The sequence below is a fragment of the Actinomadura miaoliensis genome (assembly GCF_039536785.1).
In the GTDB taxonomy this organism is placed as follows: domain Bacteria; phylum Actinomycetota; class Actinomycetes; order Streptosporangiales; family Streptosporangiaceae; genus Spirillospora; species Spirillospora miaoliensis.
The window spans coordinates 117,237-130,577 of record NZ_BAAAZG010000012.1; the positions used below are offsets into that span (position 1 = coordinate 117,237).

A 13,341-nucleotide genomic window follows, 5' to 3' on the forward strand; every position below is an offset into this window, starting at 1 on the left:
GACGGAGACGGCGGCCGGCCCGCCCGCATGCGGCCCGCGCCGGCGTCACACCGAGTCGGGCATCCGGTCCGGCGGCCGGACGAGGCGGAACTCGGCGCCGAACGGGTCCCTGACGTGCGCCATGCGGCCGTACGGGGAGTTCCACGGGTCGCCTTCGAGCGAGCCGCCCGACGTCTGCACGGTGCGCACCGTCGAGTCGACGTCGTCGACCTCGAAGTAGCTCAGCCAGTACGAGAACACGGTGTCCGGCTTGCCGTGGATGCCGCCGACCTCATGGCCGTCGGGGCGCCGCAGCAGTGTGTAGTCCAGCTCGCCCGCGATCGGCTCGGTGGTGTAGCGGAACAGGTTCCGGTAGAACTCGCGGGCCTCGTCGGCGTCGCCGGTCACCAGCTCGTTCCACACCAGTGCGCCGGGTTCGTTCACCAGCCGCGCGCCGATGTGGGTGCGGCCCTGCCACAGGCCGAGCGGGGCGCCCACCGCGTCGGTGACGATCGCCATCCGGCCGAGCTCCATGACGTCCATCGGCTGGTGGACCACGCCGCCGCCCGCGTCGGCGGCCCGCTTGACCGCGCCGTCGCAGTCGTCGGTGGCGAAGTAGACGGTCCACCGGATCCCGGCGGCGCCCTCGTCGGGGCCGCGCATGACGCCCGCGACCGGCTCGCCGCGCAGCAGGCACAGGTGGTAACCGCCGGCCTCGGGTCCCTGGTCCCGGAACTCCCACTCCAGGACGTCGCCGTAGAACCGCCTGGCCGCCTCCAGGTCCGGGACGCCCATGTCCAGCCAGGTGGGCGTGCCTTCGGGTTGGGTGGTGGTGACGTGGCTCATCGAGCTCCCCCCTCGTGCGCTCGTCCCCCACGTCGCATCGCCCGTCCCTCCCATCCTGACATCCCGGAACTTTCCCCGGGGCCCGCGCGGGCGGCGCGCGAGGTTCGGAATCCGGTTGCGCGCGTCTCGTACACTGATCAGATGGTTTCGCTCCCGAGCTGACAGGCCCCTGGGCGCGTCGTGGTCACGGACCGTGACGCGCCTCGTGCTGCCGCCCGTCCGTCGAACCTCTCCGTCAGGGAGCCCTGTCTACCGTGATCACTGTCAACGACATCGAGCTGCGCGCCGGATCCCGGCTGCTGATCGAGGGCGCCACGTTCCGCGTCAACCCGGGCGACCGGGTGGGCCTGGTGGGCCGCAACGGCGCCGGCAAGACCACCCTCACCCGCGTGCTGGCGGGGGAGGCGCTGCCCGCCGCGGGCGGCGTCACCCGTTCGGGCACCCTCGGCTACCTGCCGCAGGACCCGCGGGAGGTCGACCTGGAGGAGACCGCCCGCGACCGCATCCTGTCGGCGCGCGGGCTGGACGAGGTGCTGCGCGACCTGCGGGCGGCCGAGGAGGCGATGGCCACCGCCGTCGACGGCGACCGCGACCGCGCGGTGCGCCGCTACGGGCGGCTGGAGGAGCGGCTGCACGTGCTGGGCGGGTACGCGGCCGAGGCCGAGGCCGCGTCCATCGCCTCCAGCCTGGGCCTGCCCGACCGGGTGCTGGGCCAGCCCCTGGGCACCCTGTCGGGCGGTCAGCGGCGCCGCGTCGAGCTGGCCCGCATCCTGTTCTCCGGCGCCGACACGCTGCTGCTGGACGAGCCCACCAACCACCTGGACGCCGACTCGATCCTGTGGCTGCGCGACTTCCTGCGCTCCCACCAGGGCGGCCTGGTGGTCATCAGCCACGACGTGGGCCTGCTGGACGCGGTGGTCAACCGGGTGTTCCACCTGGACGCCAACCGCTGCGTCATCGACGTCTACAACGTCGGCTGGAAGACCTACCTGACCCAGCGCGAGACCGACGAGCGGCGGCGCAGGCGCGAGAGCGCCAACGCCCAGCGGCAGGCGGCGGCGCTGCTGGCGCAGGCCGACAAGATGCGCGCCAAGGCCACCAAGGCCAAGGCGGCCCAGCAGATGGACCGCCGGGCCCGGCAGCTGCTGGCCGGGGTGGAGGGCGAGCGGCGGGCCGACAAGGTCGCCAAGATCCGCTTCCCGGATCCGGCGCCGTGCGGCCGCACCCCCCTCACCGCGGAGGGTTTGTCGAAATCGTACGGATCTTTGGAGATTTTCACCGACGTGAGCCTGGCCGTGGACCGGGGCAGCCGGGTCGTGGTCCTGGGCCTGAACGGCGCGGGCAAGACGACGCTGCTGCGCCTGCTGGCCGGGGTCGACAAGCCCGACTCCGGCACGGTCGTCGCCGGGCACGGGCTGCGCATCGGGTACTACGCCCAGGAGCACGAGACCCTGGACGTCGAGCGGTCCGTGCTGGAGAACATGCAGTCGGCGGCGCCCGGGCTGGCGCCGGTGGAGGCCCGCAAGATCCTGGGCTCGTTCCTGTTCTCCGGCGACGACGTCGACAAGCCCGCCGGGGTCCTGTCGGGCGGCGAGAAGACCCGGCTGGCGCTGGCCACGCTGGTGGTCTCCAGCGCCAACGTGCTGCTGCTGGACGAGCCCACCAACAACCTCGACCCGGCCAGCCGGGAGGAGATCCTGGCGGCCCTGCGCACCTTCGCCGGAGCCATCGTCCTGGTCACCCACGACGAGGGCGCCGTGGAGGCGTTGCGACCGGACCGGGTGATTTTGCTGCCGGATGGTGTCGAGGACATCTGGAGTGACGAGTTTGCCGATCTGGTGGCACTTGCGTGACCTGCAGGGCAGCTTCTGCAGATCTTTTCTGGCGGAGTGGGTAGCCGAACGCGCGGGAATGACTGATCATGGCGGGGGATAACGCAGCGGTCACCACATCACTACGGGAGGTACTCGTGGCCGAGACCCTTAAGAAGGGCACCCGCGTGACCGGTGCCGAGCGCGACAAGCTGGCGGCCGAACTCAAGAAGAGGTACGACTCCGGCGAGAGCATCCGCGCCCTGGCAGCCGCCACCGGTCGCTCGTACGGTTTCATCCACCGGATTCTCACCGAGTCCGGCGTCAACCTGCGGGGGCGCGGCGGCGCGACCCGCGGCAAGAAGTCCTGACCGGACGATAGACCCCCGGAGGAGCGCACCGTCCGACCCGCCGCCGCGGCCGACCGAGTATGGTTCGGTTCGCGACGGCGGGTCGGCTCGCGTCCGGCCCCCGTGCCGGGTGCCGGGGCCGGTCCGCCGCGACACGGCAGTCACAGCGGAAGGGGGGCGTCACATGACGGACGCCAGTGCGCAGGAGCCGCGGCCGGAACCGGCCACACCGCCGGACGAGGCGGAGCTGGCCGAGGCGGGGCTGCTGCTGGAGGTCGACGGCGCGGTCGCCACCGTCACGCTGAACCGCCCCGAGCGCCGCAACGCGATGACCTTCGCCACCTGGCGCGGCCTGGCCCGGATCGGCCGGTCGCTGCCGCCGCAGGTGCGGGTGGTGGTGCTGCGCGGCGCGGGGCCGTCGTTCTCGGCGGGCATCGACCTCGGCATGTTCTCCGGCGGTGAGCAGCCCGACGGCTCCGACCCCGAGGCCACCGACCGGTTCATCGCCGAGCTGCAGGAGGGCTACACCTGGCTGCGCCGCCCCGAGATCGTGACGATCGCGGCCGTGCACGGCCACGCCATCGGCGGCGGCTTCCAGCTCGCGCTGGCCTGCGACCTGCGGGTGGCCGCCGACGACGCGGTGTTCTGCATGAAGGAGCCCGCGCTCGGCCTGGTCCCCGACCTGACCGGCACCAAGCCCCTGGTGGAGATCGTCGGGGTGCCGCGCGCCCTGGAGCTGTGCCTGACGGCGCGCAACGTGCCCGCCGAGGAGGCGGCCCGCCTGGGCATCGCCGAGATCGTCACGCCGCGCGACCGGCTGGACGAGGCGGTGCGCGGCCTCGTCGACTCGCTGCTGGCGGTGAACGCCGGCGCCGCCGTGGCCACCAAGCGGCTGCTGTGGCAGGCGCCGGGCAACACCCTCGAGGAGCAGTGCGCCGCCGAGCGTCGCGAGCAGATCGGCCGACTGCGCGAGATGTTCGGCGCCGGGCGGTCCGCGACCTGATCTCCTCGGCCGCGCGAAAGGGCCGTCACGGGGGGCCGCGAGCCCTCCTGACGGCCCTTCGCTCACGCGCGGGCGCCGCGTCGTCCTACCCGAGGCCCTCCAGCGATCCGCCCGGCGCCATCGGGAACAGCAGCTTGCTGCTCCCCGGACGCACGGTCAGCCTCGTGCCCGCCGGGTAGCGCAGCGTGTAGTCGTAGTCGGTGGACAGCACGACCACGCCGATGCGGTGGCCGGGCTTGAACACGTAGTCGGTGGGCTCCATGTCCCAGCGGAACGTGTACTCCCGGCCCGGCGCGACCGGCTCGGTGCGGCTCGGGCTGTGCCGGTTGCGGGCGTCCAGCCACCCCCGCGTGACGATCTTGAAGGGTGCGGTCTCGGTGCGGTGCGCCAGCCGCGTGGTGCAGCCGTCGTCGCCCGGAACGCCCTCGCCGTAGCAGACCCGTTCGCCGGTGTCGACGCGGGCGCCGGTGGGACGGGTGTCGGTGCCGTAGTCCACCAGCAGCGCCGTCAGGTACGGCGACCGCCCGTCAAGGGACGCCTTCACCGACATCCGGGGGATGCCGTTGACGCGGACGGCCTTCTCCAGCTCGGGCGTCAGGTAGACGAGCCGGTTGGGGTCGGCCTGGTTCTCGTTGACCAGCAGCTGCTCGGCGGTGCGGGTACGGCCCGCGTCCACCATCGACTGCGGCGCGCCCGGACGCGGACGCGGTGACAGGGCGCCCGGCTGGCCCTCCGCTCCGGCGTTCAGGCTCAGCGGCACGGTGCGGGTGCCCGGGACGGGCCAGTCGCGCGCCGTCTCCCACCGGCCGGGGGCGCGCTCGATGTCGACGCGCGGCTCGGCGGTGATGCCGTTCTGGATGCCGTACAGCCACCGGTCGAACCAGTGGTGCGTCTGCCGCAGCCACTCCTCCAGCCGCCAGCGGAAGGGCGTGGCGTGGTTGCCCTGGTGCAGCCACAGCTTGCGCGGCACCCCCGCCTCCTTGAGGGCGTTCCACCACTGCACGGAGTTCTTGACCTTGACGTTCCAGTCGTTCAGGCCGTGCACCACCATCACGGCGGCCTTGACCTTGCGGGCGTCCCCGACGTAGTCGCGGTCCGCCCACACCTCGCCGTAGTCGCCGGTCTCGCGGTCCTGCGCGGCGGTCAGCTCGTCGATGACCTTCGCGCACACCTCGGGGTTCTTCCGGGTGAGCACGACCTTGGCCAGCACGTCCAGGTCCTCGCCCTGGAAGCCGCCGGGCGCCAGGACGCCGCCGTTGGCGCGGTAGTAGTCGTACCAGCTGGAGATCGCGGCGATCGGCACGATCGCCTTGAGCCCGGTGACGCCGCTGGCCGCCGCCATGTTGGGCAGCGTGCCGTTGTACGACTGGCCGATCATGCCGACGCTGCCGGTGGACCAGGTGGCCTTCACCGGGGTGCCGTCCGGCGCCCAGCCGCGGGCCCGGCCGTTCAGCCAGTCCACGGCGGCCTTTGTCCCGGCCTGCTCGGCGCGGTCACCGGACGTGGGGCAGCCGGTGGACCCGCCGGTGCCGATGCTGTCGAGGTTGGCCACCGCGTACCCGCGCGGCAGGAAGTAGTTGTCGTAGTAGCCGGGGAAGATCTCGGCCAGGTTCCGCTGGACCGTGGCGTGGGACCGGGCCTGCGCCCCGCCGATGTCGACCGGGTGCATCGGCACGTCGTCGTGGGTGCCCGCCCAGTACGGGCTGGGCTCCAGGATCGTCGGGACCCGCAGGCCCCGGTCGGTCTCCTTCGGGCGCATGATCCGCAGCTGGACGCGGTCGCGCACGCCGTCGCGGTCGCTGTCGACCGTGGTCTCGATGTCGACGGTCTGGGTGACGGCGTCGGCGCGGGAGAACACCGGCTGGGTCTCCCCGTTCGCCACCTTGATCGTCGGGACGGCCGGACGGGCGGTCGCGGCCGCCCCGGCGGGCGGCGCGGTCGCGGCGATCAGCGCGGCCGCGAGGGTGAGCGCGCCGGCGGCTCGCCTGGTGGGGCCGCGCAGCAGACGTCGGGTCACGTGGGCTCCAAGGGGGGTTGAGAGCCGAAAGATGTTGATCAGCAGATCTACTATCCCGGTGCGGGGTACGTCCACGACAAGGCCGGATATGGCGGGTGCCGTGCGGTTGTGCGATTGTGCCGTCGCGGTCGCGTTACGCCCAGAGCTGACCTGGGAAGCCCGGATGCGGGCGATGTGTTGTGCTGTGCTGACGCACGACCTGATTACTTGATTACGTATCGGACGACGGACGTGGCCGCCGGGGCGTCGCGGCCGCGTCGGACCCTCGGAGGTCGCTGTGGGGATGCCGGGAATGCCGGGCAACGGCTGGCAGGTGATGGCCTCGTTCCGCCGGGACGCGTCGGTCACCCGGCAGCGGCTCAAGCCCGGCACCGTGCGCCGTATCGCCGGCTACGCCCGGCCCTACGTCCGCGAGCTGGTGCTGTTCCTGATGCTGAACGCGCTCGCCGCGGGCATCGTGGTGGCCAACCCGCTGCTGCTCAAGTCGATCATCGACCGCGGCATCGTGCCGGCCGACCACGCCGTGGTGGTGTGGCTGGCGGTCGCGGTGGCCGGGCTGGCGCTGCTGGAGGCCGTGCTCGGCCTGGTCCAGCGGTGGTACTCGGCGCGCATCGGCGAGGGCCTGATCTACGACCTGCGCACCCAGGTCTTCGGGCACGTCCAGCGCCAGCCGGTCGCGTTCTTCATGCGGGCGCAGACCGGGTCGCTGGTCAGCCGGCTCAACAACGACGTCATCGGCGCCCAGCGCGCCCTGACCACCACGTTGTCGTCGGTGGTGTCCAACGTGATCAGCCTGATCCTGGTGCTGGTCACCATGTTCGTCCTGTCCTGGCAGGTCACGCTGATCGCGTTGCTGCTGCTGCCGATCTTCATCCTGCCCGCCAAGTGGGTGGGCAAGCGGCTGCAGCGGGTCAGCCGCGAGCAGATGCAGCTGGACGCCGAGATGAGCTCGCTGATGACCGAGCGGTTCAACGTGGCCGGCGCGATGCTGGCCAAGCTGTACGGGCGCCCGGCCGAGGAGGAGGAGAACTTCTCCCAGCGCGCCGCCCGGGTCCGCGACATCGGCGTCGTGGCCGCCATGTACGGGCGGGTGTTCTTCACCGCCCTGACCCTGGTGGCGGCGCTGGCCACGGCCATGGTGTACGGCGTCGGCGGCTTCCTGGTCGTCGACGGGAAGTTCCAGCTCGGCACCCTGGTCGCCCTGGCCACCCTGCTCACCCGCATGTACGGGCCGCTGACCGCGCTGTCCAACGTGCACGTGGACGTGATGACCGCGCTGGTCAGCTTCGACCGCGTCTTCGAGGTGCTGGACCTCAAGCCGCTGATCGCCGACCGCGCGGACGCCCGTCCCCTCACCGTCACCGCCGACGGCGACGGCGGCGCCGGCGCCGGCGCCGGCGCGCTCGTCAAGACCGACAAGAGCGACAAGCCTGAGAAGACCGACAAGAGCGACAAGACCGAGAAGGCCGCCGGGAACGGGCGGGCCGCCGGGGACGGCGCCGCCACGGCGACGACCGCCACGGTCACGGCGGTCGAGGGGGAGCGCGCCGCCCCGGCGATCGAGTTCGACCACGTGTCGTTCTCCTACCCGTCGGCCGCCGAGGTGTCGCTGGCGTCGCTGGAGTCGATCGCGCGCACCGACAACGCGCCCGGCCGCGAGGTGCTGCGGGACGTGACGTTCACCGTCCCGCCGGGGCAGATGTACGCGCTGGTCGGCCCGTCCGGGGCGGGCAAGTCCACGATCACGCACCTGGTGTCGCGGCTGTACGACGTGACCGACGGCGCGGTGCGGGTGGGCGGCCACGACGTGCGGGACGTGACGCTGGAGTCGCTGCGCGCCCAGATCGGCGTGGTCAGCCAGGACGCCCACCTGTTCCACGACACGATCGGCGCGAACATGCGCTACGCCCGTCCGGACGCCACCGACGAGGAGATCCTGGCCGCGCTGGACGCCGCCGCCATCGGCGAGCTGGTCGCCGCGATGCCCGAGGGCCTGGACACGGTGGTGGGCGACCGCGGCTACCGCCTGTCGGGCGGGGAGAAGCAGCGCCTGGCGATCGCCCGGCTGCTGCTGAAGGCGCCGTCGGTGGTGGTGCTGGACGAGGCCACCGCGCACCTGGACTCCGAGTCCGAGGCGGCCGTCCAGCGGGCGCTGGCCACCGCGCTGGCCGGGCGCACCTCCCTGGTGATCGCGCACCGGCTGTCCACGGTCCGGGAGGCCGACCAGATCCTGGTGATCGACGGCGGCCGCGTCGCCGAGCGGGGCCGCCACGAGGAACTGCTGCTGCGCGGCGGCCTGTACGCCGAGCTGTACCGCACCCAGTTCGCCCGCCAGGCCGACCCCGCCCCACCGGCGGAGCCCGCCGAGGTCACCGAGCCCGCCGAGGTCGACGCGCCCGCCGCCGACGGCCTGCCCGGCCCCCGCGAGACCGAGCGCGCGGCCGCCGACTGACGACTCCATGCCTGGTCTTTGCCGGGAGGCGCCGGAGCGGCCACCGAGCGGTCACCTTGAGGGCCTTCCCTGGGGATGACGGCCGTGCGCGCCGGGGGCGCGAGCGGCCGCGTCATGGCACACGCTGAGGAAGGAGCACGGCGTGCGTGTGACGGTCAATCCCGGTCGCATCGTCAGGAGCGGGACGGGACGCTACGCCGTCCTCGTGGTCGGCCTGGGCGCGGCGGGCGTGGCGATCGGCTGGCTCGGGCCCGACCGGCTGCCCGAACTGGCGTCGTCCCCGGCGGCGCTGGTCAGGCGCCGCTGACCCGCCGTCGCCGCGGGGCACACGCCGCGGGGCCTCAGCCCGCGGTGCCGAGGTCGTAGCCGAGGCGTCCCAGCTCGGTGCCCGCCACCCGTTCGACCTGCGTGAGCTGCCGGGGCGTGAGCCGCTCCCGCCAGACGCCCACGCGCCGGTCGTCCGAGACGGGCGCGCCCCTGCGCACCAGCCCGGCCAGCACACCCGTGGAGATCGGGGCGCCCAGGTACTCCGACACGGCGTCGGCGACCCGGCGGGGCCGCCGCACCAGGTCCTCGAAGCGCACCGTGAGCAGCTGCTCCTCGGGCGTCTGCGCCCGCAGGCGGGCGCTGAGCCGCACCGACCCGCGCCAGCGCAGCGCGCACTTGACGGCCGGGGCGGCGCGCGGCCAGCGGGCCCGGTCGGCCACGTCCTCCACGCCCAGGAACGGGTTGGGGAACACCTCGTCCAGGTTGGCCAGGCCCGGCTTGAACCAGGCCAGGCAGCGCTCGTCGGCGAGCATGTCGGCCACCACGTCCCGCCCGTCGCGGATGACCTGCAGCAGCTGGGCGTCGGGGAAGGCGTCCAGCAGCACGTCCGCGCTGTAGATCAGGTCGGGGGAGGCGTCGGCGAACCGGTCGACGTCGCGTGGCGCCACGCACGGCGCGTCGTCCCCGGCGGGGACGCCGGCCGCCGACGGCGGGAGCCCGGCGGCGTCGCGGCACACGTCCGGGCACTGCGCGCAGGCGCGCGCGGAGATCTGCCACGCCTCGGCGTAGGCGTCGCGCAGGACCCGGGCGGCGCCCCGGCCCCGGCCGGTGGCGATCGACGGCCGCCGCGCGAACGCGTAGGTGACCCGCAGCACCCCGGGGCGTCCCATGGTCAGATGGAACCCCGCGGACCGCTTCACGGCGCGCGCCAGCAGGTCCGCGCCGGAATGGGGCGAGCCCAGGATGAACACCGGACGGCGGACCTTGGTGCCGTTGACCACGAGGATGTGCGGCGTGGACCTCATACGAGTGTTCAGTTTCTCACCTCGCCGGGACGAGAGCCGACAGGCCGGCGCGCTCACAGGGATAATAGGAGCAGAAGAGTGCTTTCCCGGCCTAGCCTTGGAGAAATGGACGCTCCGACCACCCTGCGGGAATGGCTCCCGCGGGCGCAGGCGATCACCGTGCTGTCCGGCGCGGGCATCAGCACCGACAGCGGGATCCCCGACTTCCGCGGCCCGCAGGGCGTGTGGACGAAGAACCCCGAGGCCGCGGCGCAGTCCACGATCGGCGCCTACCTGGCCGACCCCGAGGTGCGGCGGCAGGCCTGGCGGTCGCGGCGCGACCATCCGGCCTGGCACGCCCAGCCCAACGCCGCGCACGAGGCCCTGGTGCGGCTGGAGAGGGCGGGGCGGCTGCGCGCGATCGTCACCCAGAACATCGACGGCCTGCACCAGCGGGCGGGGTCGGCGCCCGACCGGGTGATCGAGATCCACGGCACCATGCGCGAGGCCGAGTGCCTGTCGTGCGGGCTGCGCACGCCCATGCCGCAGGTGCTGGCCCGGGTGGAGGCGGGCGAGGACGACCCGCCGTGCCCCGACTGCGGCGGCATCCAGAAGTCGGCCACGATCTCCTTCGGGCAGGCCCTCGACCCCGACGTGCTGGACGCGGCGGTCGAGGCGGCCCGCTCCTGCGACCTGTTCCTGGCGGTCGGGACGTCGCTGACCGTGCAGCCCGCCGCGGGCCTGTGCCTGGAGGCGGTCGAGCGCGGCGCCCGGTTCGTGATCGTCAACGCCGAGCCCACCCCGTACGACCCGGTGGCCGACGCGGTGCTGCGCCGCCCCGTCGGCGACACGCTGCCCCGGCTGGTCGAACTGGCGGTCGGGGCGGCCCGGTGACCCGTCCGACCTGCGACGCGTCACGTGGCGCGATGATCCGTCCACGGATCGTGAGCGGACGGCCCTTCCTTTGGCGACCTTCTCCTGACAAGCTCTATCCGTCGCGGTGCGAGGAGGGACGAGGTTGATGAGCGGGGGCACCCGCGAGGGGGCCGCACCCGAGGACGGGTCGCCCCGCCGGTTCGCCGGGCTGCGCCCCGGCGACCGGGTGGCCGTGGTCGCGCCGAGCGGGCCGGTCGATCCCGTCCGGCTGGAGGCCGGCTGCGGCGTGCTGCGCGATCTCGGGCTGGAGGTCGTCCTGGCCGGGCATGTCCTGGACCGCGCCAACCTCGCCGGCGCCGCCGCCCGCGACGGATGGCACCGCCTGGCGGGCACCGACGCCGACCGCGCCGCCGACCTGGAGGCTGCCTGGTGCGACCCGGACGTCCGCGCGGTGCTGTGCGCCCGCGGCGGCTACGGCGCCACCCGCCTGCTCGACCTGCTCGACTGGGACGCGCTCGCCGCCGCGTCCGGTGACGGACGCGGCCCCAAGGCGCTGCACGGCTCCAGCGACATCACCGCCCTGCACGTGGCGTTCGGCGCGCGGCTGGGCGTCAGCACCTCGTTCGGCCCCATGGTGGCCGGGCTGGTCGCCGACCTCGCCGGCCCGCTCGACGACGACCGGGAGCGCACGCTGGCGCACCTGAGGTCGACCCTGTTCGGCGACCCGGCCGGGGCGACGGTCACCGGCAGTCACGCGCTGAGCCCCGGGCGTGCCGAGGGCGTGCTGACGGGCGGTACGCTGGCTCTGCTCACCGCGCTGATCGGTACCCCCCACGCCCCGCCGCCGGCGGCCGGTCGCATCGTCCTGCTCGAGGACGTGTGCGAGGCGCCCTACCGCGTCGACCGGATGCTCACGCAGCTGCTCCAGGCCGGGTGGTTCGACGGTGCGGCGGGCGTGGTGCTGGGCTCGTGGACCGACTGCGGCGACCCGGCCGAGCTCGACGCGGTGTTCACCGACCGGCTGGGCCCCCTGGGCGTTCCGGTGCTGGCCGGTGTGCCCGCCGGGCACGGACCGTGCCAGGTCACCCTGGAGCTCGGCGCCCCCGTACGGCTGGACGCCGCAGCGCTGACCCTGAGCGTCCCGGCCGGACGGCGCCGCGCAAGTGACAGCCGACCCCTGCCGGGAGGAGTGCGATGAGCGGCCGGCATGCCCGTCCCGGTGCGTGGGACGACGGTCGCCGGGACGGCCTGTGGGACCAGGGCGCCCTCGACTCGCTGCTGGTGCTGGTGGCCGAGAGCCTCGGCTACTCCTGCCGCCGCGTCCCCGGCGACGTCATGCTGCTGGAGGGCGCCAACCGGCTGCACGTCAGCATGCGCAACCTGCGCCAGCTGGCCCGGCTGGTGCCGCGCGACGACTGGCCCGCGCTGGTGTCCGACCACGTCACCACGATCGTCACCGCCGTCGAGGAGCCGCTGGACCTCAGCGACTTCGACCTGGCCCAGCACCTGCTGCGCACCCGCATCTACCCGGCCGAAGCCGACAACGGGGTCCTGGCCGCACGCCCTTTCGCACCCGGGCTGATCGAGGTGGTGGTCGTCGACACCCCCACCACGGTCCGCACCGTCACCACCGACGAGATGCACGGCTGGCCGGTGTCGGGGGACGCGCTGTTCATGCTCGGCCGCTCCAACGTGCGGGGCGACGGGCCGCTGCAGGTCGACGAGGACGAGCTGCGCAGCGTGCGGGTGTCGGTGCTGCACGGCTGGACGTTCTACGCCGCCACCCACCTGGCGTGGCTGGAGGAGTACCTGCCGATCGGCCCGTACGGCGCGCTGGTGGTGGCGCCCAACCGCAGCCAGATCGTCGCGCACCCGCTGCGGCCCGCGGGCGGCTGCCCGCGCGCCCGCTACCGGGCCGCCGTCAACGCCGCCCGTGAGCTGCAGGCGCACGCCCGCCGCGCCTACGAGGACGGCCCCGGCTCGCTCAGCCCGCACCTGTACTGGTGGCGGATGGGCGAGCTGACGCTGCTGGACCTCCGCTACCAGGGCGACGCGGTCGTGCTGCCCGAGGAGTTCACCTCGGTGCTGACCAAGCTGGCCGCCGAGCCCTGAGCCGCGGCCCCGCGGCTATCGTGACCGTGTGATCAGCGCGGAGGACGCCCGGGCCATCGTGGCCGAGATCACCCGGCGGCTGGGCCGCAACGTCAACATCATGGACCGGCACGGCGTGATCATCGCCAGCGGCGACCCGGCCCGCGTCGGCGAGGTGCACGAGGGCGCCCGGCGGGTGCTGGCGACCGGCGAGCCGTTCGCGGTGACCGGCGCCGAGGCCCGGCGGCTCGGCGGCACCCAGGCGGGGGTGAACCTGCCGATCCGCGCCGCCCGGGACGGCGGCGCCGGCGGCGAGGCGGTCGCCGGGGTGGTCGGGGTGACCGGCGAGCCTCGCGACGTCGGCGAGCTGGCCGCCGCGGTGGTGCTGATGACCGAGCTGATGATCACACAGCGGGCGCTGCGCGAGGAGGCCGGCTGGCGGCGGCGCGTCCGCGAGCAGATCCTCGCCGACCTGGTGGCCGGGCGGCTGACGGCCGCGGAGTGGCGCCGCCGGCTGCGCCTGGTGGACGCCCGTCCCGGCCCGCCGTCCCGGGCGTTCGCGCTGCGCGCCGCCGACCCGGCCGCGACCCGCGACCTCGACCGCAGGCTCGGCGCCGACGAGCGGCGCGTGCTGGCCGCCGTCGG

12 protein-coding genes are annotated in these 13,341 nt (G+C 74.0%); 9 read left to right on the forward strand and 3 right to left on the reverse strand.

Going from position 1 to position 13,341, the window contains the following annotated elements; genetic code table 11:
- Positions 1–45 precede the first annotated feature (45 nt).
- On the reverse strand, positions 46–825 hold the full coding sequence (locus tag ABD811_RS11215) for a VOC family protein (protein WP_344944947.1): 780 nt from the start codon (positions 823–825) through the stop codon (positions 46–48).
- A gap of 254 nt (positions 826–1,079) precedes the next feature.
- On the opposite strand from ABD811_RS11215, the gene ABD811_RS11220 reads away from it, so the two are divergent.
- From ABD811_RS11220 to ABD811_RS11230, 3 genes are all read left to right on the forward strand, one after another.
- Complete coding sequence (locus tag ABD811_RS11220) at positions 1,080–2,678, forward strand: ABC-F family ATP-binding cassette domain-containing protein (protein WP_344944950.1); 1,599 nt, start codon at positions 1,080–1,082, stop codon at positions 2,676–2,678.
- 116 nt (positions 2,679–2,794) lie between these two features.
- Entirely contained in the window at positions 2,795–3,007 is a 213-nt protein-coding gene (locus tag ABD811_RS11225) for a helix-turn-helix domain-containing protein (RefSeq protein ID WP_012852589.1), read from the forward strand.
- A gap of 163 nt (positions 3,008–3,170) precedes the next feature.
- Positions 3,171–3,989 carry an enoyl-CoA hydratase/isomerase family protein gene (locus ABD811_RS11230; RefSeq protein WP_344944953.1) on the forward strand — a complete coding sequence of 273 codons (819 nt, stop codon included), beginning with the start codon at positions 3,171–3,173 and terminating at the stop codon, positions 3,987–3,989.
- Positions 3,990–4,074: 85 nt separating this feature from the next.
- Here the strand turns inward: ABD811_RS11230 and ABD811_RS11235 are convergent, their stop codons facing one another.
- Positions 4,075–6,006 carry a Xaa-Pro dipeptidyl-peptidase gene (locus tag ABD811_RS11235; RefSeq protein ID WP_344944956.1) on the reverse strand — a complete coding sequence of 644 codons (1,932 nt, stop codon included), beginning with the start codon at positions 6,004–6,006 and terminating at the stop codon, positions 4,075–4,077.
- Positions 6,007–6,289: 283 nt separating this feature from the next.
- On the opposite strand from ABD811_RS11235, the gene ABD811_RS11240 reads away from it, so the two are divergent.
- Complete coding sequence (locus ABD811_RS11240) at positions 6,290–8,458, forward strand: ABC transporter ATP-binding protein (protein WP_425549392.1); 2,169 nt, start codon at positions 6,290–6,292, stop codon at positions 8,456–8,458.
- A gap of 142 nt (positions 8,459–8,600) precedes the next feature.
- On the forward strand, positions 8,601–8,765 hold the full coding sequence (locus tag ABD811_RS11245; protein WP_344944959.1) for a hypothetical protein: 165 nt from the start codon (positions 8,601–8,603) through the stop codon (positions 8,763–8,765).
- 34 nt (positions 8,766–8,799) lie between these two features.
- On the opposite strand, the gene ABD811_RS11250 is transcribed toward ABD811_RS11245, so the two are convergent.
- Positions 8,800–9,750 carry a sulfotransferase gene (locus ABD811_RS11250; RefSeq protein ID WP_344944962.1) on the reverse strand — a complete coding sequence of 317 codons (951 nt, stop codon included), beginning with the start codon at positions 9,748–9,750 and terminating at the stop codon, positions 8,800–8,802.
- A 105-nt stretch (positions 9,751–9,855) separates the two neighbouring features.
- Between ABD811_RS11250 and ABD811_RS11255 the strand changes: the two genes are divergently transcribed.
- The 4 genes from ABD811_RS11255 to ABD811_RS11270 all read left to right on the forward strand — a co-directional run.
- On the forward strand, positions 9,856–10,623 hold the full coding sequence (locus ABD811_RS11255) for an SIR2 family NAD-dependent protein deacylase (protein WP_344944965.1): 768 nt from the start codon (positions 9,856–9,858) through the stop codon (positions 10,621–10,623).
- A gap of 127 nt (positions 10,624–10,750) precedes the next feature.
- Entirely contained in the window at positions 10,751–11,803 is a 1,053-nt protein-coding gene (locus tag ABD811_RS11260) for a S66 peptidase family protein (protein ID WP_344944968.1), read from the forward strand.
- A complete protein-coding gene (locus ABD811_RS11265; RefSeq protein ID WP_344944970.1) occupies positions 11,800–12,717 on the forward strand; it encodes a hypothetical protein in 918 nt (305 codons plus the stop codon). The genes ABD811_RS11260 and ABD811_RS11265 overlap by 4 nt, the downstream gene beginning before the upstream one ends.
- A gap of 28 nt (positions 12,718–12,745) precedes the next feature.
- Positions 12,746–13,341, forward strand: a 596-nt coding sequence (locus tag ABD811_RS11270; RefSeq protein ID WP_344944973.1) for a sugar diacid recognition domain-containing protein, incomplete at its 3' end; no start/stop codon positions are given.